Origin of the sequence: Burkholderia sp. L27(2015), assembly GCF_009765705.1 — a bacterium.
Classification (GTDB): Bacteria; Pseudomonadota; Gammaproteobacteria; order Burkholderiales; family Burkholderiaceae; genus LMUX01.
The window spans coordinates 76,335-99,709 of record NZ_LMUX01000004.1; the positions used below are offsets into that span (position 1 = coordinate 76,335).

The 23,375-nt window shown below is 59.1% G+C and carries 24 protein-coding genes; 15 read left to right on the forward strand and 9 right to left on the reverse strand.

Going from position 1 to position 23,375, the window contains the following annotated elements:
- Positions 1 to 2: 2 nt before the first annotated feature.
- Both GSQ77_RS00770 and GSQ77_RS00775 read left to right on the forward strand, forming a co-directional pair.
- Positions 3 to 1,151 carry a DUF1501 domain-containing protein gene (locus GSQ77_RS00770; protein ID WP_158898048.1) on the forward strand — a complete coding sequence of 383 codons (1,149 nt, stop codon included), beginning with the start codon at positions 3 to 5 and terminating at the stop codon, positions 1,149 to 1,151.
- Between the two features lie 117 nt (positions 1,152 to 1,268).
- Positions 1,269 to 1,799: a hypothetical protein gene (locus GSQ77_RS00775; protein WP_158898050.1), complete on the forward strand. Its 531-nt coding sequence runs from the start codon at positions 1,269 to 1,271 to the stop codon at positions 1,797 to 1,799.
- A 54-nt stretch (positions 1,800 to 1,853) separates the two neighbouring features.
- Here GSQ77_RS00775 and GSQ77_RS00780 read toward each other — a convergent pair whose 3' ends face one another.
- Complete coding sequence (locus tag GSQ77_RS00780) at positions 1,854 to 2,258, reverse strand: VOC family protein (protein WP_254067394.1); 405 nt, start codon at positions 2,256 to 2,258, stop codon at positions 1,854 to 1,856.
- A 217-nt stretch (positions 2,259 to 2,475) separates the two neighbouring features.
- Entirely contained in the window at positions 2,476 to 3,258 is a 783-nt protein-coding gene (locus tag GSQ77_RS00785; protein ID WP_158898052.1) for a helix-turn-helix domain-containing protein, read from the reverse strand.
- A gap of 101 nt (positions 3,259 to 3,359) precedes the next feature.
- On the opposite strand from GSQ77_RS00785, the gene GSQ77_RS00790 reads away from it, so the two are divergent.
- A complete protein-coding gene (locus tag GSQ77_RS00790; protein ID WP_158898054.1) occupies positions 3,360 to 4,601 on the forward strand; it encodes an MFS transporter in 1,242 nt (413 codons plus the stop codon).
- Between the two features lie 483 nt (positions 4,602 to 5,084).
- Positions 5,085 to 7,262, forward strand: coding sequence for a malate synthase G (locus GSQ77_RS00795; RefSeq protein WP_158898056.1), 2,178 nt, complete (start codon positions 5,085 to 5,087; stop codon positions 7,260 to 7,262).
- Positions 7,263 to 7,399: 137 nt separating this feature from the next.
- Here GSQ77_RS00795 and GSQ77_RS00800 read toward each other — a convergent pair whose 3' ends face one another.
- Positions 7,400 to 8,827, reverse strand: a complete 1,428-nt coding sequence (locus GSQ77_RS00800; protein ID WP_158898058.1) for an MFS transporter — start codon at positions 8,825 to 8,827, stop codon at positions 7,400 to 7,402.
- Positions 8,828 to 9,009: 182 nt separating this feature from the next.
- Between GSQ77_RS00800 and GSQ77_RS00805 the strand changes: the two genes are divergently transcribed.
- From GSQ77_RS00805 to GSQ77_RS00830, 6 genes are all read left to right on the forward strand, one after another.
- Positions 9,010 to 9,738: a reverse transcriptase-like protein gene (locus GSQ77_RS00805; RefSeq protein WP_158898060.1), complete on the forward strand. Its 729-nt coding sequence runs from the start codon at positions 9,010 to 9,012 to the stop codon at positions 9,736 to 9,738.
- Between the two features lie 107 nt (positions 9,739 to 9,845).
- The gene (locus GSQ77_RS00810) at positions 9,846 to 10,958 is read left to right on the forward strand and encodes an AI-2E family transporter (RefSeq protein WP_158898062.1); all 1,113 of its coding nucleotides are present in this window, start codon (positions 9,846 to 9,848) and stop codon (positions 10,956 to 10,958) included.
- A 775-nt stretch (positions 10,959 to 11,733) separates the two neighbouring features.
- Complete coding sequence (locus tag GSQ77_RS00815; RefSeq protein WP_158898064.1) at positions 11,734 to 12,162, forward strand: DUF4148 domain-containing protein; 429 nt, start codon at positions 11,734 to 11,736, stop codon at positions 12,160 to 12,162.
- A 195-nt stretch (positions 12,163 to 12,357) separates the two neighbouring features.
- On the forward strand, positions 12,358 to 13,200 hold the full coding sequence (locus tag GSQ77_RS00820) for an aldo/keto reductase (protein WP_158898066.1): 843 nt from the start codon (positions 12,358 to 12,360) through the stop codon (positions 13,198 to 13,200).
- A gap of 429 nt (positions 13,201 to 13,629) precedes the next feature.
- Positions 13,630 to 13,815, forward strand: a complete 186-nt coding sequence (locus GSQ77_RS00825) for a CsbD family protein (protein ID WP_158898068.1) — start codon at positions 13,630 to 13,632, stop codon at positions 13,813 to 13,815.
- A 120-nt stretch (positions 13,816 to 13,935) separates the two neighbouring features.
- Positions 13,936 to 14,382 carry a hypothetical protein gene (locus GSQ77_RS00830; protein WP_254067395.1) on the forward strand — a complete coding sequence of 149 codons (447 nt, stop codon included), beginning with the start codon at positions 13,936 to 13,938 and terminating at the stop codon, positions 14,380 to 14,382.
- 48 nt (positions 14,383 to 14,430) lie between these two features.
- Here GSQ77_RS00830 and GSQ77_RS00835 read toward each other — a convergent pair whose 3' ends face one another.
- Both GSQ77_RS00835 and GSQ77_RS00840 read right to left on the reverse strand, forming a co-directional pair.
- Positions 14,431 to 14,682, reverse strand: a complete 252-nt coding sequence (locus tag GSQ77_RS00835; protein WP_158898070.1) for a hypothetical protein — start codon at positions 14,680 to 14,682, stop codon at positions 14,431 to 14,433.
- A gap of 324 nt (positions 14,683 to 15,006) precedes the next feature.
- The gene (locus GSQ77_RS00840; RefSeq protein WP_158898072.1) at positions 15,007 to 15,861 is read right to left on the reverse strand and encodes an NAD-dependent protein deacetylase; all 855 of its coding nucleotides are present in this window, start codon (positions 15,859 to 15,861) and stop codon (positions 15,007 to 15,009) included.
- A 149-nt stretch (positions 15,862 to 16,010) separates the two neighbouring features.
- Here GSQ77_RS00840 and GSQ77_RS00845 point away from each other — a divergent pair, with 149 nt between their 5' ends.
- Positions 16,011 to 16,937, forward strand: coding sequence for an ABC transporter ATP-binding protein (locus GSQ77_RS00845; protein ID WP_158898074.1), 927 nt, complete (start codon positions 16,011 to 16,013; stop codon positions 16,935 to 16,937).
- The gene (locus tag GSQ77_RS00850) at positions 16,934 to 17,695 is read left to right on the forward strand and encodes an ABC transporter permease (protein WP_158898076.1); all 762 of its coding nucleotides are present in this window, start codon (positions 16,934 to 16,936) and stop codon (positions 17,693 to 17,695) included. Before GSQ77_RS00845 ends, GSQ77_RS00850 begins: the two co-directional genes overlap by 4 nt.
- 28 nt (positions 17,696 to 17,723) lie before the next feature.
- Here the strand turns inward: GSQ77_RS00850 and GSQ77_RS00855 are convergent, their stop codons facing one another.
- The 3 genes from GSQ77_RS00855 to GSQ77_RS00865 form a co-directional block, all read right to left on the reverse strand.
- Positions 17,724 to 18,620 (reverse strand): recombination-associated protein RdgC, encoded by an 897-nt coding sequence (locus GSQ77_RS00855; protein ID WP_158898078.1) that lies wholly within the window; start codon positions 18,618 to 18,620, stop codon positions 17,724 to 17,726.
- Positions 18,621 to 18,781: 161 nt separating this feature from the next.
- Entirely contained in the window at positions 18,782 to 19,177 is a 396-nt protein-coding gene (locus tag GSQ77_RS00860; RefSeq protein WP_158898080.1) for a response regulator, read from the reverse strand.
- 433 nt (positions 19,178 to 19,610) lie between these two features.
- Positions 19,611 to 19,886: a DUF4148 domain-containing protein gene (locus tag GSQ77_RS00865; protein ID WP_158898380.1), complete on the reverse strand. Its 276-nt coding sequence runs from the start codon at positions 19,884 to 19,886 to the stop codon at positions 19,611 to 19,613.
- Positions 19,887 to 20,288: 402 nt separating this feature from the next.
- Here GSQ77_RS00865 and GSQ77_RS00870 point away from each other — a divergent pair, with 402 nt between their 5' ends.
- Positions 20,289 to 20,513 carry a DUF4148 domain-containing protein gene (locus GSQ77_RS00870; protein ID WP_158898082.1) on the forward strand — a complete coding sequence of 75 codons (225 nt, stop codon included), beginning with the start codon at positions 20,289 to 20,291 and terminating at the stop codon, positions 20,511 to 20,513.
- A 55-nt stretch (positions 20,514 to 20,568) separates the two neighbouring features.
- On the opposite strand, the gene GSQ77_RS00875 is transcribed toward GSQ77_RS00870, so the two are convergent.
- The gene (locus tag GSQ77_RS00875) at positions 20,569 to 21,048 is read right to left on the reverse strand and encodes an Lrp/AsnC family transcriptional regulator (RefSeq protein ID WP_158898084.1); all 480 of its coding nucleotides are present in this window, start codon (positions 21,046 to 21,048) and stop codon (positions 20,569 to 20,571) included.
- 157 nt (positions 21,049 to 21,205) lie between these two features.
- Here GSQ77_RS00875 and GSQ77_RS00880 point away from each other — a divergent pair, with 157 nt between their 5' ends.
- Positions 21,206 to 22,219 carry a 1-aminocyclopropane-1-carboxylate deaminase gene (locus GSQ77_RS00880; protein ID WP_158898086.1) on the forward strand — a complete coding sequence of 338 codons (1,014 nt, stop codon included), beginning with the start codon at positions 21,206 to 21,208 and terminating at the stop codon, positions 22,217 to 22,219.
- Between the two features lie 219 nt (positions 22,220 to 22,438).
- Positions 22,439 to 23,323, forward strand: a complete 885-nt coding sequence (locus GSQ77_RS00885) for an alpha/beta fold hydrolase (RefSeq protein ID WP_254067396.1) — start codon at positions 22,439 to 22,441, stop codon at positions 23,321 to 23,323.
- Positions 23,324 to 23,375: the final 52 nt, after the last annotated feature.

Consider the following 23,375-nt stretch of genomic DNA (forward strand, 5'->3'; position numbering starts at 1 on the left):
TCATGATTTCCCGCCGGAATTTTCTGAGATTTGCGGGTGCCGGTGCGGGGGCCATCCTCGTGTCGCCGCACCTGGCATTTGCCAATGTGGAGTCGGATCAGCGCTTTGTGTTTGTGATCCAGCGTGGCGCCGCCGATGGCTTGAACATCGTGGTGCCCTATGCCGACCCGGCATACGCAAACCTGCGCGGCGCGCTGGCCATCGATCCTGCCGGCGCCACCAAGCTCGACGGTACGTTCGCACTGCACCCTTCACTGATCGAAATGGCCAAGATGTACGCATCGGGTCAGGCGCTCTTTGTCCACGCGGTGGCGTCGCCGTACCGTGATCGCTCGCATTTCGATGGTCAGAACGTGCTCGAATCGGGCGGCACCGCGCCTTATCAGCTCAAGGATGGTTGGATGAATCGGCTGGTAACGTTGTTGCCCAGGAGCCGCGACAATGCAATCGCTTTTGCGCCTACGGTGCCGATGGCTTTACGCGGACCAGCCGAGGTCACCTCGTATGCGCCGTCCGCTTTGCCGCAGGCGTCCGACGATCTGCTGAACCGCGTCGCGCGGCTTTACGCCAGCGACGATCAGTTGCACCCGTTGTGGTCCTCGGCGATGCAGGCGCGTGGTCTCGCGGGCGACACCGGTCCGCGCCAGGACCCCGCCAGCCTTGGGCATCTCGCCGCCAGTTTTCTCGGGCGCGCCGACGGCCCGCGTATTGCGATGATCGAAACGGGGGGCTGGGATACCCATAGTGCGCAAACCGGGCGCCTTGCCGCGCAGCTCAAAGCGCTCGATACGATGATGGCTGCGCTGCGCGACGATCTGGGGCCGGTTTGGGCCAAGACCACCGTTGTGGTCGCCACCGAGTTCGGCCGCACCGCGGCGGCAAACGGCACCGGCGGCACCGATCACGGCACCGGTTCTGCGGCCATGGTGCTGGGCGGCGCGGTCAAAGGGCAGCGCGTGCTTGCCGATTGGCCGGGGTTGGCGAGCAGCTCGCTGTACGAAGGGCGCGACCTGAAAGCGACTACCGGGCTCGACACGCTGATTGCCAACGCTGCGAGCGAGACCTTTGGACTCGACCCGGCGCACACGTTCCAAACCTTGTTTCCGCAGAACCGCGGCACGAGTTCGCTGCCCCGGTTGTTGCGTGCTTGAATGCGCCGTTGCGCTATGCCGAATGGGCGAGGTGTCTATCGATCGCCTATATTAGGCGGCCAGGGCTCTCGACTTGGTCTATGATAGGCACCCCCACGTTCGACGCGAGCCGCTGTAATGACCGACGCTGTAGCAACTGATTCATCTGTCCCCACGCCTGAAACATCCAATGAGTCTGGCGAGGAAAACGCGCCTACGCGCGAAGCGCGGCTGTGGCAGGGCGATGGCTGGACCGCACGCGTCATCAAGAACGAGAGCGACGAGGGCTGGGCCGTCGAAATGATCAAGGACGGTGAGGCTGAACCCGCGCTCGTAGCGCCCTGGACGATGGGCCGCGATAAAAAGAACCCCAAGCCGCTCGATACGAATGCGTTCAACACTTGGGTCAAAACGGCTTCGGAGGTATTGCGCAGGCATGAGCAGCAACTGCACGCCATGTTGCACAAGGAAGTGTATGCGACGGTCGGCGAAACGCGCTGGAAAGTGACCCTCGATATCGTGGCCGACGAATACGACCCTTACGCGATGCTTAGTGCATTCGACGAGTTCGACGAGCAGGTGGCGCAGGTCAAGGTGACGCCCGCATTCAAGTTGAGTATGGGGTCGGCGACCACCTGGATCGAAAACGAATTTGCCAAACCGCGCTGAAACAGGCGGCGATGCGACGCGACGCATACGCTCATCGCCACCTGTGCACCGTCGTTACTCGCAGTTCACCATCCAGCTCACGCCAAAGCGATCCTTCAGCATACCAAAGCGTTTGGCCCAGAACGTTTCAGCGATCGGCTGCATGATCGTCCCGCCTTTGGCCAATGCAGCGAACACCTTTTCAGCCTGAGTTACATCGTCGAGATTCACGCATAGCGAAATACCCGAGTAGCCACCCGGCGCCGGACCGTCAGAGCCCATCAGGCGAAAGCCGTTCCAGCTCAAGCTCGCGTGCATGACTTTGTCGCCCCAGTCGGGCGGCATTTCCTTCTCCATGGGCGAACCGGTGTAACGGTGCATTTCTTCGAGTTCGGCACCGAGGCACTCGGCATAAAAACCAAAAGCTTCGGCACATTTTCCGTCGAAGGCGAGATAGGCGTGCAGTGATTTCGCAGACACGATAGGCTCCTTTTTGAACAGAGAGAACGAACCATGTCCGTAGCAAGGACTTGGCTTAACGTTCAGGTGAGCGGCGATTTTATGCGAACTTCCTCCATTCTTATGAGACAGCGCTCGACCTCAGGAAATTCACTGCGACAATTCACTTCGTCGTATTGACTATCGTATTGGCTATGTTTTCGAGTATTGGCTATGTCTTCGAGCCGTGCAGCAACACTCAACGAAAAAATGCGCTCGGCGTTTGGCCGAACTGTCGCTTGAACATGGTGGCAAACGCGCTGGGGCTGTCGTAGCCGAGATTAAGCGCCACATCGACGACTTTCGTGCCAATTGCCAACTGCTCCAGCGCTTTCAACAGTCGCGCCTGCTGCCGCCACTGGCCAAACGTCATGCCCGTGTCGCGACTAAACAGCCGTTGCACGGTCTTCGGATCGACCTGTAGGCGCTGCGCCCACTCGATCAAGGTGGACGTGTCGTCGGGTGTTGCGGAGATCGCCTGGCAAATACGCCGGATGCGCGGATCCACGGGCTGAGGAAGGTGCAACGGCAGAATCGGCAGGATCGCGATTTCATCGATCAGCAATCGCATCAGGCGCGCATCGCGCGAGTCTACGTCGTAGGGTTTGACGATTTGCGAGGCCGCGAGGATCAACTCTCGCAACAAGGGCGAGATGCTGACCGCGATGGGTTCCATCGGCATGCCAGGCGCAGCCTCGGGCCGGATGTAGAGGCTGCGCATATGCACTGTGCCGATGCAGCGTATCCAGTGGGTTTTACCGGCCGGCATCCAGATACCCCGGGTGGGCGGCACGATCCACTGGCCGCTCTTGGAGGCCACCACCATCACCCCGTGGACCGCACATATCAGTTGATTCTTTTTATGACTGTGCGGTGCGATCTGATGATCGATCGGGTAGTCGATCGCCGCGCCGGCTGCGACCGGCATTGGGCTTTCGTCCACCCATTGCAGGTATTCGGGAGACATCGGCACCGTTTGCATGTCGTTTTCTCGAGGGTTGACTCACTTTTTGCGTGAGAACGACAATCATTTTATCTTTACGATGTCCTAAATCAAGCATTTTCAGTTCAGGAGCTCGTGTCATGCAGACCCAGACCACGACGGTCGCCGCGCCGTCGTCGCCCGCCCCCATACCCGATCACGATCGCAGCGCCGGCGCGTCGTTCGGCGTGCTCGGCGCGATCAGCGTTTCGCACATGATCAACGACATGATGCAGTCATTGATCCTGGCCATCTATCCGATCATCAAGAACGACTTTCACTTGAGCTTCGGCCAGATCGGCTTGATTACCTTGACGTATCAGCTCACCGCATCGCTGTTGCAGCCGCTGGTGGGTTTGTTTACCGACAAGCGGCCTCAGCATTACTCGTTGCCTGTGGGCATGGCCTTCACGCTCTCGGGCCTGCTGCTGCTGTCGGTCGCGCCGAACTTCGGGCTGGTACTGCTTGCGGCTTCGCTGGTCGGGGTGGGCTCTTCGATCTTCCACCCGGAATCGTCGCGGGTCGCGCGTATGGCATCGGGCGGCAAGCACGGTATGGCGCAATCGTTCTTCCAGGTTGGCGGGAATGCGGGGAGCGCTTTAGGCCCGTTGATCGCAGCGGCGGTGATCGCCCCATACGGGCAGATCAGCCTGGCCTGGCTGTCATTGGCCGCATTGCTCGGGATTTGCTTGCTGACCCCGGTGAGCCGCTGGTACGCCCACAGGCAGATCGCCTCGCGCGGCCGGCCAAAACGTCCTGCCGCCATCTCCACGTTGTCGCGCGGCAAGGTGATCGGTACCGTCGGCGTGCTGATGCTGTTGGTCTTTTCGAAGTATTTCTACTTGGCCAGCATCGGTAGCTATTTCACGTTTTACCTGATGGATAAATTCCATCTGTCGATTCAGAACGCACAGATGCATTTGTTCCTGTTCCTTGCCGCCGTGGCAGTGGGCACGTTCGTCGGTGGCCCGGTCGGCGACCGCATCGGGCGCAAGCCCGTGATCTGGGTGTCGATCCTCGGCGTGGCACCGTTCACGCTGTTGCTGCCGCATGCGGACTTGTTCTGGACCACGGTGTTGTCGGTGGTGATCGGGCTGGTGCTGGCGTCGGCTTTCTCCGCGATTTTGGTGTACGCACAGGAATTGATTCCGGGCAAGGTCGGTATGGTTGCCGGCTTGTTTTTCGGTTTCGCGTTCGGCATGGGCGGCTTGGGCGCTGCGGTGTTGGGCTTGTTGGCCGACCGGACCAGCGTGGAAGTGGTGTACCAGGTCTGCGCGTTTCTGCCTTTGCTGGGCGTTGTCGCCCTGGGGTTACCGAAAACGGACCAAGTGCCTGTGCGTTGATCAGCCGACTCGGGTTCTGCGCCGCTACGCGCGTAGCGGCGCACTGTCATTTCACCCGCGTGCTTCATCTCGCCTCAGTCTCGTGCCTGGGCGCTGCTCTTTGCGCCTTCGCTTCACAACTCCGCTTACAACCCCGCTCCCTTATAGCTCTAGCCTCTCCACCGGGCAACGCGGCGGCGCTCCCCCTGCGCGGCTGTATCATTGCTCAAGCGTGACGCGATAACCTTGGTTATCATGTAACTACTGCCGGATTGTAGCTACTGCCGAATTCCCCCCAAATTCCAGAGTCATCGTTCGGTCCGCAGGGCGGTCCCGGATGCTACCCTTGCATTGATGGCCGATAGCCGCCAACGCACGGGTGGTATCTTGCGCGCCCACACCGATTTTGCGGATTTGGGAAGCCAGTGCCGCCCGATTGCCGACACCGCGTTCGCGGTCATTTGTACAGTAATTTTTGAAACCGAAAAAGGATGGGAGAAGGTTATGAGTGATCGTATCGAGCGCCACGGCCTGCAAGTAGCGGCCATATTGGACCGTTTCATCGAAACCGAAGTCCTGCCCGGTACCGGGCTGGACAGCGACTCTTTCTGGAAAGGTTTCAGCGCCCTCGCGCACGATCTTGCGCCGAAGAACCGTGCCTTGCTGGCCGAGCGCGACCGTTTGCAACAGGAACTTGACACCTGGCATCACGCCAACCCGGGCCCGGTTCGGGACATGGCCGCTTACCGCGCCTTCCTCGAAAAAATTGGTTATCTGGTAAAGCCGCCGGCGAAGGTTGCGGCCACCACCGCCAATGTCGATAGCGAAATCTCCGAGCAAGCGGGCCCGCAGTTGGTTGTGCCGGTGGGCAACCAACGGTATTCGCTGAACGCGGCCAACTCGCGCTGGGGCAGCCTTTACGACGCGCTATACGGCACGGACGCGATTGCCGAAACCGATGGCGCCGACAAAGGCGTGAGCTACAACCCGGTGCGCGGCAAAAAAGTGATTGCCCGCGCCCGCGCTTTCCTCGATCTGGCCGCGCCGCTCGCATCCGGCTCGCATGTGGACGCGACCGCCTACACGGTGCAGGACGGCCAGTTGCACATCAAGTTGAAGAATGGCGCCACGACGCTTAAAGAGCCGGGCAAATTTGTCGGCTTCCAGGGCGATGCAAACGCACCGAAGGCCGTGCTGTTGAAAAACCACGGCCTGCATTTCGAAATCCAGTTCGACACCAGCCACCCGATCGGCAAGACCGATGCAGCGGGCGTGAAGGACGTGCTGCTCGAAGCGGCGCTGAGCACCATCATGGACTTCGAGGATTCGGTTGCCGCCGTCGATGCCGACGACAAAGTCGTCATGTATCGCAGCTGGTTGGGCCTGATGAAGGGTGACCTGACCGAAAGCGTCACGAAGGGTGGCAAGACCTTTACGCGTGCGCTCAATCCTGACCGCGAATACACCGCGGCGGACGGCTCGCATCTCAAGCTGCATGGTCGCTCGCTGATGTTCGTGCGTAACGTCGGACACCTGATGACGACGCCGGCCGTGCTCGATCGCGACGGCCGCGAACTGCCCGAAGGCATCCTGGACGGCGTGATCACCAGCCTGGCCGCGCTGCACGACATCAAGCTGAAAAAGAATTCGCGCACCGGCTCGATCTACATCGTCAAGCCCAAGATGCACGGGCCGGCCGAAGTGGCCTTCTCCGACGAACTGTTCGGACGTGTCGAAGACGTGCTCAAACTGCCGCGCCATACGATCAAGATGGGCATCATGGACGAAGAGCGTCGCACCAGCGTCAATTTGAAAGCCTGTATCGGCGCGGCTACCGCTCGGGTGGCGTTTATCAACACGGGTTTCCTGGATCGCACCGGCGATGAGATGCACACCGCCATGGAAGCGGGCCCGATGCGCCGCAAGGGCGATATGAAGTCGTCCGAGTGGATCGCCGCGTATGAGCGCAGTAACGTACTGGTCGGACTCGATGCGGGCCTGCGTGGCCGCGCGCAAATCGGCAAAGGCATGTGGGCGATGCCTGACCTAATGGCCGCGATGCTGGAGCAGAAAGTCGTGCATCCGAAGGCTGGCGCCAATACCGCATGGGTGCCGTCGCCGACGGCTGCGACCTTGCACGCCTTGCATTACCACCAGATCGACGTGCAAGCCATCCAGCTCGAACTTGAGAAACAAAAGCTCGACACGGTATGGGACGAATTGCTGACGGGCTTGCTCACGGTGCCTGTGGGCGATCGCACGCAATGGTCGGCCGACGATATCCGTCGCGAAGTCGACAACAATGTGCAGGGCATACTCGGTTACGTGGTGCGTTGGATCGACCAGGGTGTCGGCTGTTCCAAGGTACCCGACATCAACAACGTGGGCCTGATGGAAGACCGCGCGACGTTGCGTATTTCCAGCCAACATATTGCCAACTGGTTGCGCCATGGGGTGGTGACGCGGGAGCAGGTTGTCGAAGCGTTCCAACGCATGGCCAAGGTCGTTGACGAGCAAAATGCCAACGATCCGGCATATCGTTCGATGGCGCCGAACTACGACGCTTCGCTGGCCTTCAAGGCGGCTTGCGCGCTGGTGTTCGAAGGACGCGAGCAGCCCAGCGGCTACACCGAGCCGCTGTTGCATCAGTTCCGGCTCGACTACAAGAAAGCCAACCGGTAACGTCTCGTGGCTGGATCGGCCTTTCGCGAGGTCGATCCGGTCGGTAGCGCTCCATACCGGATCACTAGGCTATAAACGGACACAGCGGCGAGCGACCGTTCAACGGTTCAAGACGGTTCAAGACGGTTCAGGGCTGCTCAGGATGGCTCAGGACCGCTCGCGGCAGTCGAAGCGACACGACCGCGTGCGATGTCGGCGCCGGCGTTGTGCGGCAAACGGCGTGTCACCGCGATCGACGCCACCGAGAACAGTCCGACCACCAGGAATGCGGGCCAGAAATCTGTCCACTGTATGGTCGCGTGACCTTGCAACTGTTGCGACGCCTCCAGGACGATGCCGGCGACCGTTACGCCCAGCCCCAGCGATATTTGCTGGATGACGCTCGCGAGGCTGGTTGCGCGGCCGACATCGCGGCTTTCGATTTCGGCGTATGCCAGCGAGTTCAAGCTGGTAAATTGCAGCGCCGGGAAAAAACCGCCCAGCAATACCACCAACCAGATCACCGAAGTGGGTGTGCCGGGGAAAAACGTCCCGCAAGCGGCAATCGCAATGCCGGACAATGCCGCGTTGTACATCAGCACAGTGCGAAAGCCGTAATGGCGCAGCAGCCGTGCCGCGGCGGTGCGCATGAACATGCCGCCGACAGCCGAGGCGCAGGTGATCAGGCCGGATTGAAACGCCGTCATGCCCAGTGCTTCTTGCAGTGAGAGCGGCAGCAGAAACGGCACCGCGCCCAATCCGATGCGAAATAACGAGCCGCCCAGCACACTTGCCTGAAAAGTCGGCACACGCAAAAACCGCAGATCCAGGATCGGCCGTGTGATGCGCTGCGCGTAGAACCAGTAGGCGAGCAGCGCCACGAGCCCGGTGACGCACATGTAAAACGCCGTGCTGCCCGAAACCAAATCTCCACCGACCAGCGATAGCCCCAGCAGGAATAACGAGCCGCCGCTGGCAGACAGGAAAAAGCCAAACCAGTCCAACGGACCCGGATGCTCTTCGCGCATGTTGGCGATATGGCGGTTGGTCAGGTAGATCCCGAGTATGCCGATCGGAATGTTGATGAAGAAAATCAGCCGCCAGTGCAGGTAGGTGGTGATGAAGCCGCCAAGCAGTGGCCCGGCCGCCGGTCCCAGCATGGCCGGCAAGCTGAGGTAATTCATCGCCCGAATAAACTCCGAACGATGCACGGCGCGAAAGATGATGATGCGGCCCACCGGCACCATCATCGCGCCGCCTATGCCCTGCACAAAGCGAGCGGCCGTGAAGGTAATCAGCGAGTTCGACGCGGCGCACAGCATGGAGCCGCCGACAAAGATGCAGATGGCGAGACGAAACACCGTACGTGCACCGAAACGGTCGGCCACCCAGCCGCAGATCGGGATGAACACGCCGAGACCGAGCACATAGCTGGTCACGGCAATTTTAAGCGTGACGGGGTCGCGGCCGAAGTCGTGTGCCATTGCCGGTAGCGCTGTGACAATCACATTCGCGTCCACGGCCTCCATGAACATTGCGCATGCAACAATCAGAGGGACGATAAAGGTCTTCAGGGCAAGCGACATGGGCGAGGCGAGGGGGCAGGTGCGCCAGCAAAAGCGCAATTATCGCACCCTCGACCCCAATACACCGACTAAAGGGATGTGGTGGCGCGCTAATAGCGGGTAGCATAGGGCCCGGCGCGCAGGCGCCCATGTCGCCTTCATGGCCGTTCATGCTGCTTATGCGGCCTTAAATACTGCTAAAGATGATCGATTTTCAAATCCTGTTGGCGATTGCATATAAGAAGGAAGCGGCCCTGGGCCGGCGGCTGGCGAAACGTACCGGCGCCTCGCTGCACGAGGCGTTGACCCAAGTGCTTCAGCAAGTGGCCGGCGATCGGCCGCTGGGCGAATTGATCGCCGCGCGCGAGTCGGCGGCGCGCGCAGCCGCGCATGGCGCCGAATTGCGGCTTGCAGCGCGGCAACAAGCGCGGGCCGACGCGTTGGCGAATCGCCGGGAAAAGAATCATTACCCGGATCGCCCGGATCCCGCCGCCTGGCTCGGTTGGTTCGATGGCTCGACTCATCCCAATCCGGGGAGGATGGGCCTGGGCGGTTTGCTTCTAAGCCCCGCAGGAGAACGCGTCGAAATTTGTGTGACTGCGGGCGAGGGCGACAGCAATCAGGCTGAATATCTGGCACTGATCGCTCTTCTGGAAGCCGCGGTGCGCGCACAGCCGGCCAAGTTGATCGTGTATGGCGACAGCCAGGTGGTGATCGATGGTGTCACACAGGCGCTAAGCGCACGAAGCGCACGAGGCGGTGGCGCGGCAGTTTTGTCGCATTACTGCGAGCGTGCGCGACAACTGATCTCGCAACTCCGCGCGGTCGAATTGCGCTGGATTCCGCGCCGGCGCAATGTGGCTGCCGACGCGTTGTCACAGCACGCGGTGCGTTTGATCGGTGCACAGGTATCGCCGCGGGTCTTGGCGTAGATGTCCGGTAAGGCGCGCATGGTCTAATAGCGCGTGCCGTGGGTCAGCTTCCACGACACGACATAACAAAGCAGGACAATAACGTACAGAGAGCAAAAGGAGCTTCGATGATTGAGAAAGGACACGAGCAAGAGCATCAGCAGACTCGCGAGGCGGCCGATAATCGGGGCGCCCTCACGCAGCGCAGAGCATTGGCGGTCCTGTACGTGGTACTGGCAGCGTTGGCCCTGTGGGTCATGCGCGATTTCGCTGCCGCAGTGGCGTGGGCTTGCGTGCTGGCAATCGTGCTCTGGCCGGTCTTGCGCAAAATCGAAGGCGTTCACGCTCTAGCGGGGCGGCGCACGCTGGTTGCGATAGCCCTGACGTTGGCAGTCAGCGTGCTGTTCGTGTTGCCGCTCGCACTCACCGCCGCACAGGCAGCACGCGAAGCGCACGGAGTATTCGTCTGGTTCCAGGATGCGAAAGACAACGGCGTGCCCATGCCGGACTTTCTTACGCGCTTGCCCATGGTGAGCCGGACGCTTAACGATTGGTGGGACACCAATTTGGCAGGGCCGCTGGAGACCACCCCCGTGGGCAAAGCGCTGCACGATGGGTCCCTCGTTGAATTCAGCCGACGCTTCGGTATCCATGCGTTGCACAGCGCTGTGCAGTTCGGCTTCATGCTGATGACGCTGTTCTTCATCCTGCGCGCCGGGCTGGGCCTTAGCTCGCAGTTACTGGGCGGCACGCGCCGGGCCTTCGGGCAGCATGGGGCGAGCCTGGTCGTGCGCATGGCATCCTCGGTACGTAGCACGGTGACAGGCTTGGTTACAGTCGGTATTGGCGAAGGGGCTTTGTTGGGCACTGCATATTTGATTTTCGATGTGCCGCACGCTGCTTTGCTTGGCATGTTGACGGCAATCGCGGCGATGTTGCCGTTTTGCGCGCCGTTGATCTTCGGCGGTGCGGCGCTATGGTTGCTGTCTCAAGGCGAAAACGCTGCGGCGATAGGGCTGCTGGCGTTCGGCTTCGTCATCGTATTTATCGCGGAGCACTTTGTGCGCCCGGTTCTGGTTGGCGGTTCCACGCGACTCCCCTTTCTGTTGGCACTGTTTGGCATTCTCGGCGGCGCGGAAACGTTTGGTCTGCTGGGACTGTTTATCGGGCCCGCTCTCACGACCATCTTGATGGTACTTTGGTCCGAGTGGGTGTGTCCCGACGCACAGCCGGCCGAATGACGGGCCGCGACAATCCAATACGTCCCCACAAAAAGGTAATTAGGTTATTTGTATTTCGACTGTTCTGAAGCGCGCGCCCGACCTATATTGCCAATGTGGCGCCTGCCACGTAACGGAAGGAGGAACATCAAATGCAAGTGCTTAAGAAACTCGTCCCGGTTATTGCAGTATTGGGTAGTGTGATCGTGGGTATGTCATCGGCTTCAGCTTATTTGCACCAGCAACAACGCGAGCAGACACGTTGTAACGTTCCGACCAGCGAATGCAGCGTTTATTTCGGTAACTAGTGTTGGTAACTGAGTCCGGCAACTTAGTTAGGTAACTTTAGTTGGGTCACTTATTTAGGTCACTTAGTCGGGTCACTCAAGGCGGCAACCCAATTTACAGCCGGGTTCGCTAACAAGACAATCACACGCTCAGCATCTCGCCGACGGCCCTTAGGGGAAACTTCGCGGCAAACGAGACATCCCTCTAAACGCTCGCCATGAGGGATTTTTTTTGCAATCGAATCTTCATTATTCTGCGTATCGTAATAGATTGCCGCGAAAAGGCTAACAATCGTTTTGGCAGTGCTACGGTTTTATCGAAAGCGCTGTAATAACAAGGGGTTTGGACTATCCATCCGGGATTGCCACGGAATCCGCAATAATCCATTCCATCGGCCCCTCTTAATCTTCGGTCATCGAATCTCTACCATGGGTTCTGTCGACGCAGCAAACGGAAACCTCCCACGCTGACGTCCCCATCTAAAAATAACGATGACTGGAGTATTAAAATGAACACGAAACTTTTGGCTGCCCTGTTGTTCTCGAGCGCTGTAATTGCGACCCCCGCGTTCGCTGGTAACGCTCACGTTGGTGACGACGTCAATGCACTGGTTGGCACGAGCACGCCGAGTACGGTGACCCGCGCTCAAGTACGTGCGGACTTGATCCAATCGAGCCAAGTCGCAAGCCGCAACACGAACGAAGAAACCACGTACCCGGTACTGGCTCAAAGCAATTCCGGCGAATCGCGTGCCCAAGTGCGTGCCGAGCTGATTCAATCGGAACAAGTCGCCGGCCGCACCGGCAACGAAGAAACCACCTACCCGGAATTGGGACTAAGCAACGTCAGCGTGTCGCGTGCCGCAGTCAAGCATGGCGTGAACGTCGCTTCGAACTCGAAGAACAACATTTTCGCGTTTGGCCACGACGCCAGCTAAGTACGCAGGCGCGGGTCAGCGTGGAGGCTACAGCGTCCACGCTGGCCGACAAGAAGCAGTCGAAGCAGAAGTCTCACAAACCTCCTTGCGGAGGTTTTTTTATGCCGGTACGCGTAACTGCGCAGCTTCAAAACATCGATCGCAAGGCACGATAAACTAGGCGCCTTCGGGGTTCAATTTTTGGAGACTTGCGCGATGCCCGCAATCAGACATGTCACGTTTTCCAATGGCGCAAGCGTTGCCGCGCTCGGGCAGGGTACATGGTTCATGGGCGATTCGCCGGCCGACGCCAAAAAGGAAGTACGCGCTTTGCAATTGGGTGTCGATTTGGGCATGACCTTGATAGACACTGCTGAAATGTATGCCGACGGAGGCGCTGAAAAAATAGTCGGCAAGGCGATCGCGGGCCGGCGCAGCGGTGTGTTCCTGGTGAGCAAAGTCCTGCCGTCGAATGCATCGCGCCGCGGCACCGTTGCGGCCTGCGAGGCGAGCTTGCGACGGTTGGGGACGGACTACCTGGATCTCTATCTACTGCATTGGCGCGGTAGCTATCCGCTGGCGGAAACAATCCTAGCCATGAACACCCTGGTCGAACAAGGCAAGATTCGTCTATGGGGCGTGAGCAATCTCGACCTCGACGATATGGCAGAGCTCACTGAACAGGCTACCGGAGGGTTGGTCCAGACCAATCAGTTGCTCTATAACCTCAGCCGGCGTGGGATCGAATACGATTTACTGCCTTGGTGCCGTGAACGCAATGTGCCGATCATGGCGTATTCGCCCATCGAGCAAGGGCGCCTGCTCGATGACCGAACCCTCGTCCGGATCGCCGAGCGCCATGGGGCGACACCGGCTCAGGTGGCGTTGGCCTGGGTGCTACGCCATCCAGACGTCATCGCGATTCCCAAAGCGAGTTCCGAGGCGCACGTGCGCGAAAACAGCGCAAGCCTGACCGTCGCATTAACCGCCGCCGATTTGAGCGATCTCGACCTCGCCTTTCCGCCACCCAGGCGCAAACAAGCGCTCGAAATGCTCTAAGCGGCTCGCGGCATCCTCGTCCCGGCGCCTCGGGCGGACGCCTGCCACGCGCATTGGCCTCGATTGCTCGATCCGCAGCGCGGCGGCATGTATTTATTACCGAACTCCCTGTTTTACACACGGCACGTATTTCCCACCCGCGCCAACAACACTACACGTCAAAGCTGCGCAAGAGCGCAACCCGCACCGCGACCCGCCTGTAACTCCTTATTCCGACTGGGTGCTCGTCATTTTTTGCGGCGCGGCCCTTTGCGTGGGAACGATAAATGCTTATTCCTGAGTATGTAAGGAATGGCTATCAACGGTAGACATTTCGTTACATTCTGTCGGCGAACGAAAATTTGCCAGGTGTTTCATAGAGGAGTGGTCGCCAACGCGTTTCAGACCATGCGGCGGTCCCCTCCCGGTCAATTAACTCAAGGAGTCGATATGAACAAAGATCAAACCCACGGTGTGAAAGAACAGGTGAAGGGTAAAGTCAACGAAGTGGTTGGCAAGGTCACCGGCAACAAGACCCAGGAAGTGAAGGGCGACATTCAGCAAGGCGTGGGCAAAGTCCAAAAAGCAGTGGGCGATGCACGCGAACAAGCGAAAGACGACGCAAAACGTCATTAAACCAGCTTGCGTCTTACCTTGATGTCTAACTCGAGGTAGAGATGTCGCGTCCGGCATGCCAAGGAATTCCTTGGCATGCCGGGCGTTTTTTTTGCTCATGCAGACGACGGAGTTTATAAAATGGCGACGAAAAGATGGGTAGCGTTTGTTTCGATAGGCAGCGCCTGTGTGACTGCGCTCAGCATGCCCGCTTATGCTCAACAAGGCGCGGGTATTTGTCCGGCCTTGACGCATGTCGTCAGCGCAGCCGACTCCAGCTTTACCGGTTTAAGCGATGATCCGGCTGCGCGGCCGCCTGCCGCGCAAGACGCGGCCGATTGCCGGGCCAGCGCGAGTGCTTACGACTGCCAATGGCAAGTGCGAGCCAATGCGGATAATCCGAACGGTACCGCGAGCGTCGCACTGCAGGCCCTGGGTGCCGACATCGCCGCCTGCCTACCGGAGGCCGTACACGACGTGAACAGTCCGGGGCGCCAACACTTTTACATCAAGCGCGGCGCCAATCGCGTGACTGTCACGGCAACGGCACCGGCCACTGCGTCATTGCGCTTGGTAGTGACGCGGTAACGGTATTTTCAGCGAGCGCGGCAATGCCGAACGCCGCGCTACACGACTTCACTCGTCGGATTTCTCGGGGGAGGGGTCGCTCGGGTGAAACATCGCACGGCAGCGCGGGCTGAGTTCACTCATATGTCGCTTCATGCAATCCGTGATCTTGTCTTTGTGCGGTATATCCACAAGGCAAAAGCGCAGGGCGTCGCCACGACAGGCTTTCGCCTGCACGTCTTCAGGTTCGGCGTGGGCGACGGTGCTTGCCGCGAATAGTGCTAGCGAGGTAACGGCAAGCAGGATTCGGTATCGATTCATCTGGGTTCCTGGCTCAGGCGACTGTTGGGTCCTGCGTGTATTCTTCGCGGGTACCCGACTCGACTCGTACAGCACTGGGCGTATGCTAATGTTGGAGCCGGCGAATACTTCGTTCGTTCCACGCGCGGATCCAAATCTGACAAAAAGCGAGAGTATAAACGCGCTTTCCGAGGCTTGCTGCCTACGTGAAAGTAGTAGTGCGTAGGGCTAGGAGGGTTAGGGCATAAGTCGTGAGCTTATGCGGCGACCTCACGCGGCGACCTTATGCGGCGAGCTCATGCGGCGTCATAAGGCCCAGACCTACGATATGGCTGGAACACACCTCTAGCGTACGAGCTGCTCAAGCAATCGAGTCAGTACCTCGGCGCACGGTGTAAGTACTTTCAACGCAAGAAGCCCATCCGCGCGGGTGCGTCCGATATTGATCGCCGCGATCGGTTTGCCCGCGCGTGCAGCCCACTCGCAGAAACGGTAGCCGGAGTAGACCATTAGCGACGAACCGACGACCAACATCGCGTCGGCGCGCTCCAGCGCCTGCGCCGCCGCATCGACGCGAGTTCGGGGCACCCCCTCGCCGAAGAACACTACATCCGGTTTCAATACGCCGCCGCAAGCGATGCAACACGGCACCCGAAATGTCGCAAAGTGGGACGATTCCAGATTGGCGTCGCCGTCGGGCGCCGCGGCTGCCGACATGGCGCGAAATTCGGGATTGTCTGTTTCCAAAATGACTTGAATCGACGCGCGCGCATGCCGTTGGCCGCAGTCGAGGCAGATGGCATAGCCGATATTGCCGTGCAATTCGATGGGGTCTGCACTGCCGGCACGTTGATGCAAACCATCGACGTTTTGCGTAACCAACTGCTCCACTCGGCCCAATGATTCGAGTTCTGCCAGCGCGCGATGGGCCGAGTTGGGCGCAGCCGTCGCCACCGTCCTCCAACCCACCATGCTGCGAGCCCAGTACCGTTGGCGAGCCGGCTCGGCGCGCAGGAAATCCTGCAGGATTATGGGCGAGCGCCCTTTGCGCTGGCCGTCGGCGTCGCGGTAATCCGGAATCCCCGATGCGGTACTGATGCCGGCGCCAGACAACACGAACAGCTTCGGATGACGCATCACGAATGCGTGCAAGCTATCGGATTCGTCGGCGGAGGTATTCGAAAACGGGAGAGAATTCATGCGTAACGGCCGGTGCGTTGTGGTGACGGCATTAGCGTAGCGCATTCGGCCTTCAGCCGCCGGGAGGGCATGAAGACCGGCAAAGGCGTATGAAGGCCGGGCTGGCCGCATGCAATCCAAAAAACGCCGGCTTGTGCTATCTTCGCCCCATGCCGAATATCATATCGATAGCTAACCTATCCAAAACCTACGCGTCCGGTTTTCGTGCCTTGAAAAGCATCAACCTGGACATCCGGCGGGGCGAAATTTTCGCACTGCTCGGGCCCAATGGCGCAGGTAAAACAACACTCATCAGCATCATCTGCGGGATCGTCAATGCGAGCGAAGGCACCGTCATGGTGGATGGCCACGACATCTCTGCCGATTACCGCGCCGCTCGATCGTTGATCGGACTGGTGCCGCAGGAACTCACCACCGACGCGTTCGAGACGGTGTGGGCGACGGTCTCCTTCAGCCGAGGGCTGTTCGGCAAGCCGGCGAACCCCGCGCATATCGAGAAGACGCTGCGCGATCTCTCGTTGTGGGACAAGAAGGACAACAAGCTGATGACGCTCTCGGGCGGCATGAAGCGCCGCGTGCTGATCGCCAAGGCGCTCTCGCACGAGCCGCGCATCCTCTTTCTCGACGAGCCGACCGCCGGTGTCGATGTCGAACTCAGACGCGATATGTGGGAACTGGTGCGCGGCCTGCGTGAAAGCGGCGTCACCATCATCCTCACTACGCACTACATCGAAGAAGCCGAAGAGATGGCCGACCGGATCGGCGTGATCAGCCAGGGCGAAATCATTCTGGTTGAGAACAAGGCCGAACTGATGCGCAAGCTCGGCAAGAAGCAATTGACGCTGCAGTTGCAAGACCCGTTGGCGCACATTCCGTCGGAGCTTGCGCCCTACCAGATCGAGCTGGCCAGCGGTGGCAACGAACTGATCTATACCTACGACGCGCAGGGCGAACGTACCGGCATCATCGCGCTACTGCGCGATTTGAACCAGGCGGGTATCGGCTTCAAGGACCTCCATACCACCCAGAGTTCGCTGGAAGATATTTTCGTGAGCCTGGTGGGAGACAAACAATGAATTTTCACGCAGTCCGCGCAATCTATCTGTTCGAAATGGCGCGCACGTGGCGCACCTTGATGCAGAGCGTTATTTCGCCGGTGATTTCGACTTCGCTGTATTTCGTCGTGTTTGGCGCCGCGATCGGGTCACGCATCCAGCAGGTCGAGGGCATCAGCTATGGCGCGTTCATCGTGCCGGGCCTGATCATGCTGTCGTTGCTCACGCAAAGCGTGTCGAACGCATCGTTCGGCATTTACTTTCCGAAGTTCACCGGGACCATCTACGAACTGCTGTCGGCGCCCGTGTCTCATATCGAGATCGTGGTGAGCTACGTCGGCGCGGCGGCAACCAAGTCCATCGTCCTCGGCTTGATCATCCTTGCCACCGCGTGCCTGTTTGTGCCGATGCATATCGATCATCCGTTGTTGATGATCCTGTTCCTCGTGCTCACGGCGGTTACGTTCAGCCTGTTTGGCTTCATCATAGGCATCTGGGCCGACGGCTTCGAGAAACTGCAACTGGTGCCGCTGTTGATCATCACACCGCTGACCTTCCTGGGCGGCAGCTTTTATTCGACGCAGATCTTGCCGCCGTTCTGGCGCACTGTCACCTTGTTCAATCCGGTGGTCTATCTGATCAGCGGCTTTCGCTGGAGCTTCTATGGGATCTCCGACGTCAGCATCGGCGTGAGCCTTGCGATGACGGCGGTGTTCCTGGCGCTGTTCCTCGGGGTCGTGATGTGGATCTTCAAGACGGGCTACCGGCTCAAGAGCTAGGCCTGCCTCAGGTGCATTGTTAAGTGCATCAAGCGAGCTCGCCGCCCAGTGCTTCCACGACATCGGACAGCATCTTGGCGAGTTCGCCTGTCATCAAAATGAAATCGGAATCGAAGCGCTCGTCGTCGTTTTGCGCGGTCGGGTCCGCCATTTCTTTCAATACGTCGAGCGGTGTCACGCGCTTGATGATCAACGATGGCGTCAACACGAACGAAACCCGTTCATTCCATGTGAGCGCGAGGCGCATACATTGTTTGCCGGCCTCCACATGCTTGCGCACTTCGTCGCTCTCCAGCGTGTGCCCGACGTAGCGTACCGTTGCATTGCCTTCGCCATTCGAGCGCAACTCGGCGTCCTGATCCACGGTGAAGCCGCTGAGCGTTTCATCGGCCAGCAACCAACCGGTCATCGCGGACACGGCAGATTGCGCCACGCGCAAATTGCTCAAGGGCAATCCGTCGATCGATTTCATCAGCAGGGTGCGCACGTCATCGGCGAGCGCTTGCGAAGCGGCGTCGATGACTAGCCAGCCATGCGTGGCATCGATCCAGACGCGGGTGTCGCGCCGAATGCTGAACGCGCGCGGCAGCAGTTCGTCGGTCACTTGCTCCTTGATTTCACGCAATTGCTTGCGACCAGGCTTGAACCCTTGCTGATCCTCGATTTCGAGCGCTCGTGCCTTGGTCACCTGATTCACGACCGAAGCGGGCAGCAGCTTCTTTTCGGCGCGATAGACCAGCAGGGTTTGCCCATTGATCGAATGCGCGAGCAGGCCGTTATCGCGCGCGGACGCCCATCCCTGCGTCTGCATTTCCGAGCCGCCGGACGCTTCGAATGCGTGCGGGGCAAGGTGCTTTTCCAATTGATCGGGAGAAATCGCCCAAGGGGCCGAAAGACGGTGTAACTGTAGATTTTTGAACCACATGGGATCGTCGGCAAAGCGACCGATTGTATACGACGATTGAACCTCGACGATAGTGCGGTCATGATAATTATTACCGCCCACCGGTAACATTTACGCTAGTCGTCGCTGTTACCGTCACTGTCATCGCGGGGCTGGATCGAGCGGGCCGTTGCGATGAACGATCAATGGGATATTTTGAAAAGGTGGCGGTTCGCGAGCTCCAACAAGCGTGACAGCCGGGCCGGCTTGCTGACATGGTAGTCGAATCCGGCTGTCAGGGACGCATCGCGTTCCGACGGGGAATCGCCACGGCCCGTTACCGCGATAAGTAGCGGCGGCGGCGCGCGCGTATCCGCCCGCATTCGGCGCGCAACCTCGTAGCCATTGACGTAGGGCATGTCGATATCGAGCAGCGCGAGGTCCGGATGCCAGTGTTCGCAGAGTTCGACGGCTTCCCGTCCATCGTGGGCAATCCGTACGTCGAAACCTTCGAGTTCGAAGAATATCGCGAACGCACGCAACGACGAATCGTCGTCGTCGGCTAGGAGCAGTTTGGGCGAATTACGTCGCGATGCCATTTTATCCACTAGGGGGAGCTTCCGTTTTTTCGGGTGTAGCGTCGCTGCACCCGGCGAGATCCCTGAAGGATCAAGCATAAAACGTTCCATTCGCGACGCTGGTCACTGACGGTGTTCGATTATCAGCTTGCTTGGTTCTTCACTTGCAAAAAAAAAGCCCAGGCCTTTCGGGCTGGGCAACGCCACCATCGAGGCAGCAAGAGGGCAACGGTCCAGAGCCCTCGACTGGCCTCGGTGCTTTCCTACACCCAGGTCAATCGAGATCGTCCGCTAAACGTGCCCATCAACAACTCATGTTTAAAAACTGCTTGAACCTCTTCGCCGGATCTCACGATCAATCCACGCTCGCGAATTGTCGTCGCGCCCGAACCCGCAACCCGGCACATCTAGCCCGGCACACCTCGCCCGGGACAAGCAACCCGGGACGCGTAACTCAGGAGCCGACGACCGACGATTGCGAGCTGGCCGATGTCGTGACAGCCGGGGCATGACCTTGCGCGATACGTTCTGCATCGACGCGTCGCTGGGCGGCCTGAAGGTTGTCCGGGTAGTTCAGCCAGTCGTTCGGGTTATACCCGGCCTTCTCAAGCGCTGCCAGTTCGGCGCGTACTTCTGCTCGTGTCACAGGTGCAGTACTTTGCTGAGCAAACGAAAGTGCCGGAGCTGCCAGAATGGTTGCTGCGACTACAGCGTAAATAAATGATTTCATGATGCCCTCTTTGTTGTTTTTAGTAGGTGCGGCCATGACTTGAATGTCGTAAGCCAGTGACATCACTATAGGGCTGCGGGGCCGGCTGAAAAAGCCTGTACCCGGGAATAGATAGTTGCAGAAAGGCTAATAATCGAGCTGGTGTGGGGCGGTTGCGCCATGCATCTGCGCAATACATCTGCACAATGCTGGCCGGTAGGCAGTGCCGTTCGGATCACTCCCGAGGGGAGAAATATTCGTTTTCCGGGGGCGCATGAAGGCAGTCGGGATCGTTGCAATAAGCGAAACGTTATTTTGGCAGTAAAGGCTTTTTAGTTAGGCTTCCTACTCCTATATTTGTAGTGTTCGCTTCGAGAATTTCGTCGCCGCGGATGCATCAGGTAACTAGGAGGGATCGTCATCATGAAGGCGTTAATCTATACAGCGGCTGCGGCAATCATGTTGAGTTTGCCGGCCATCGCGTTTGCGCAACAAAACAATGGCCCTGTGACCCGCGCGCAGGTACGTGCAGAATTGGCCGCGTTGATAGCTGTCGGCTACAACCCGAACGACTGGGTCAATTACCCAGAGAACATCCAGGCCGCGGAGCAACGCCTCGCGGCCAAAAGGGCAGCCGAAGGCCAATAATTCAATATCCCCGGAACGTTGAGAACACCCCGAGGCCTTGAAGCTCCCGGAAGGCTCAAAACACCAATAAGCCGTCCGTTTTAACCTCGTTCATCACAAAAAACGTCCTGACCTGCCGAACATTGGGGAGGCTCAGGATGTTTTTGCTGTGAAACACATTGAACGCCGCGAGGTCGCGCACCCGCACTTTCAGAAAATAATCGACATCCCCGGCTACCAGAAAACACTCCAGCACCTGTGGCAGCTCTCGCGCTGCCTTCTCGAACTCGCTGAAGCTTTGCTGCGTCGATCGATCGAGCACCACACCAACGAGAACGACGACCGCACGCTGCACCGCTTGGGGATTGATCAAGGCGCGCACCGATTGAATCACTTTCTCATCGAACAGACGTTTGGTGCGATTCCAGCAAGCGGCGGGACTCAAGCCGATTTCCTTGGCCAAATCGGCGTTGCTCACGCGTCCGTCGGCTTGCAGCGCCCGCAGGATTTTCTTGTCGACGGAATCCAGCACCGGTGTAATTTGCGACGAATCCATAAAAATATCCTCTTGTTGATCGCCTATTTTTAAGGATATCCGTTTCTATAACGAGCAATAGAAGATATTTATTCGAAACCGAGATGTTGATTAAAAAGCACCTTCCCCGGCATTTTTCCTAGAATTTTCCTACCGTTCCCACGAAACAGGAGATTCCATGTCACTCAATCTTGAAAGCCGCTTCGGCCGCATCAAGCTCGGTTATTTTCCCTCCCCGCTGCAACGCCTGAATCGGCTTTCCGAAGCATTGGGCGTGTCGGTTTGGGCCAAGCGCGATGATGTGTCGTCCGGCCTGGCATACGGTGGCAACAAAATCCGCAAGCTTGAATGGTTGGCGGCGCAAGCGCTCAAGCAGGGCTGCGATACCTTGGTCTCCATCGGTAATATCCAGTCGAATCACACGCGCCAGGTCGCGGCGGTAGCTGCCTTCTTGGGCATGCGATGCAGGCTGGTGCAGGAAGAATGGACGCATTGGGAAAACCCGGTCTATGACAAGGTCGGCAACATTTTGCTATCCCGTTTGATGGGCGCCGAGACCTTGCTCGAAGGCGAGGGCTATTCGACCGAAGTCAAGCCAACCTGGGAGCGCGCGCTCGAGCAGGTGCGTCGCGACGGGGGCAAGCCGTATGCGATTCCAGCCGGCGCATCGGACCATCCGCTGGGCGGCCTCGGGTACGCCAATTTTGCGGATGAACTGGCGCTGCAGGAGAAAGAACAAGGTGTGTTTTTTGAAACCATTATCACCGCGACCTGCACCGGGTCGACCCAGGGTGGCATGGTGGCCGGTTTCAAGGCGCAGGACCGCCCGCGCCGGCTGATCGGTGTGGACACCGCGTGCAACGCCGACATGACGCGCAGGGCCGTCACCAAGATCGCGCGCGCGACAGCCGAACTGATCGGCATCGAGCGGACCATCGAGGATGCCGACGTCATCATCGATCCGCGTTTTGCAGGGCCTGACTACGGTTTGCCCGACGAGCCGACGATAGCCGCAATCCGCATGGCGGCCCGACTGGAGGGCATGCTGACGGACCCTGTGTATGAGGGCAAGTCGATGGCTGGATTGATCGCGATGGCGAAATCGGGGGAACTGAAAAAGGGCTCGGACGTGCTGTATGTCCATCTGGGCGGAGCGCCGGCTTTGAACGCTTATTACGATGCGTTCGCTTAGCGAGCTTTGCCGCAGGCGTGGCGATGGGCCACGCGGATCGCGTCGCTAAATGGTGTATGCGCGTGTGCGTGGCTGATTTCCAATAGAATTTGGTTTAAACCGGCGCGATGACGACTTTCGCGCCATCCGAATTCTATCCGCGCATTCGACGCATGGACGGCACGTGTTCCCGCGTGCCTGCTGCCGTTTGTCGTTCGTCTGCGCACCGATACTGAGCCAATGAACAACTACAACGACGCATTGAAAGAGATCGCTCGCTTGGACGAGACGTCGCGCCACTACGATATCGCGATACCGGGCGGTGGCAAGATGCGCTGGCGGCGTTTCGGTGCGGGCGAGCCGCTGGTTTTGATCCATGGTGGCCATGGCAGTTGGCTGCACTGGGCTCGTAACATCGAGCAATTGGCACAACACTACACGGTGTGGGTGCCCGATCTACCCGGTTTTGGAGAATCCGACGAGGCGCGCGGCGATGCTCCGATGGATGCCTTGCTCGATGCGGCCGTGCTGGCGCTCGATCAACTGGTTGGCGCGCAGGTGCCGGTGGATATCGTCGGCTTCTCGTTCGGCACTCTGGTGACCATGCAGCTCGCGGTGCGGCGCCCGGTGCGCCGGTTGGCCTTGCTGGGGGTTGCCGGCCATGGCGGCGCGCGCCGGCCGTTCCCGGCGATGGTCAATTGGCGGCTGGTAGAGGGCGTGATCGAACGTCGCGATGCCTTGACTCGCAACATGAAGGATTTTATGTTGTACGACGCTGCCGTGGCGGATCCGCTTGCGATCGCGGTTTACGAATTGTCCTGCGTCGCGACGCGTTTTCGCAGCAAGGACATCGCGTTGACGGCATCGTTGCGGCCCATGCTGGAAAAGTTGCGTGATGTCCCGGTGCTGGCGATATGGGGGGACCAGGACGTGACCCTGGCTGACCCCGGCGCAATGGCTCGTCAAATCTCGGCGGGGTTACCGAATACCCACTGGTACGGCGTTCCGGGCAGTGGGCACTGGGTGCAGTACGAGAGCGCGCGTGAAATCAATCATGCGCTGCTGGGTTGGTTGGCCAACGGCGCATTACCGCGAGAACTGATCGATCTAACCCGGTTGATCTAACCGTCGATCGAGTGACCCAAATAGGTTATCGAAGCCAAATAAGTTATCGAAG

Excerpts from the sequence above, each read along its gene's own strand:
- GSQ77_RS00775 (WP_158898050.1), top strand. The coding sequence starts at position 1,269 with ATGACCGACGCTGTAGCAACTGATTCATCTGTCCCCACGCCTGAAACA.
- GSQ77_RS00810 (WP_158898062.1), top strand. The coding sequence starts at position 9,846 with ATGATTGAGAAAGGACACGAGCAAGAGCATCAGCAGACTCGCGAGGCG.
- GSQ77_RS00860 (WP_158898080.1), bottom strand. The coding sequence starts at position 19,177 with ATGGCATCGCGACGTAATTCGCCCAAACTGCTCCTAGCCGACGACGAC.
- GSQ77_RS00880 (WP_158898086.1), top strand. The coding sequence starts at position 21,206 with ATGTCACTCAATCTTGAAAGCCGCTTCGGCCGCATCAAGCTCGGTTAT.
- GSQ77_RS00840 (WP_158898072.1), bottom strand. The coding sequence starts at position 15,861 with ATGAATTCTCTCCCGTTTTCGAATACCTCCGCCGACGAATCCGATAGC.
- GSQ77_RS00825 (WP_158898068.1), top strand. The coding sequence starts at position 13,630 with ATGAACAAAGATCAAACCCACGGTGTGAAAGAACAGGTGAAGGGTAAA.
- GSQ77_RS00870 (WP_158898082.1), top strand. The coding sequence starts at position 20,289 with ATGAAGGCGTTAATCTATACAGCGGCTGCGGCAATCATGTTGAGTTTG.
- GSQ77_RS00805 (WP_158898060.1), top strand. The coding sequence starts at position 9,010 with ATGATCGATTTTCAAATCCTGTTGGCGATTGCATATAAGAAGGAAGCG.
- GSQ77_RS00865 (WP_158898380.1), bottom strand. The coding sequence starts at position 19,886 with ATGAAATCATTTATTTACGCTGTAGTCGCAGCAACCATTCTGGCAGCT.
- GSQ77_RS00835 (WP_158898070.1), bottom strand. The coding sequence starts at position 14,682 with ATGAATCGATACCGAATCCTGCTTGCCGTTACCTCGCTAGCACTATTC.
- GSQ77_RS00855 (WP_158898078.1), bottom strand. The coding sequence starts at position 18,620 with ATGTGGTTCAAAAATCTACAGTTACACCGTCTTTCGGCCCCTTGGGCG.
- GSQ77_RS00850 (WP_158898076.1), top strand. The coding sequence starts at position 16,934 with ATGAATTTTCACGCAGTCCGCGCAATCTATCTGTTCGAAATGGCGCGC.
- GSQ77_RS00795 (WP_158898056.1), top strand. The coding sequence starts at position 5,085 with ATGAGTGATCGTATCGAGCGCCACGGCCTGCAAGTAGCGGCCATATTG.
- GSQ77_RS00790 (WP_158898054.1), top strand. The coding sequence starts at position 3,360 with ATGCAGACCCAGACCACGACGGTCGCCGCGCCGTCGTCGCCCGCCCCC.
- GSQ77_RS00830 (WP_254067395.1), top strand. The coding sequence starts at position 13,936 with ATGGCGACGAAAAGATGGGTAGCGTTTGTTTCGATAGGCAGCGCCTGT.
- GSQ77_RS00785 (WP_158898052.1), bottom strand. The coding sequence starts at position 3,258 with ATGCAAACGGTGCCGATGTCTCCCGAATACCTGCAATGGGTGGACGAA.
- GSQ77_RS00770 (WP_158898048.1), top strand. The coding sequence starts at position 3 with ATGATTTCCCGCCGGAATTTTCTGAGATTTGCGGGTGCCGGTGCGGGG.
- GSQ77_RS00885 (WP_254067396.1), top strand. The coding sequence starts at position 22,439 with ATGAACAACTACAACGACGCATTGAAAGAGATCGCTCGCTTGGACGAG.
- GSQ77_RS00815 (WP_158898064.1), top strand. The coding sequence starts at position 11,734 with ATGAACACGAAACTTTTGGCTGCCCTGTTGTTCTCGAGCGCTGTAATT.
- GSQ77_RS00875 (WP_158898084.1), bottom strand. The coding sequence starts at position 21,048 with ATGGATTCGTCGCAAATTACACCGGTGCTGGATTCCGTCGACAAGAAA.
- GSQ77_RS00845 (WP_158898074.1), top strand. The coding sequence starts at position 16,011 with ATGCCGAATATCATATCGATAGCTAACCTATCCAAAACCTACGCGTCC.
- GSQ77_RS00820 (WP_158898066.1), top strand. The coding sequence starts at position 12,358 with ATGCCCGCAATCAGACATGTCACGTTTTCCAATGGCGCAAGCGTTGCC.
- GSQ77_RS00800 (WP_158898058.1), bottom strand. The coding sequence starts at position 8,827 with ATGTCGCTTGCCCTGAAGACCTTTATCGTCCCTCTGATTGTTGCATGC.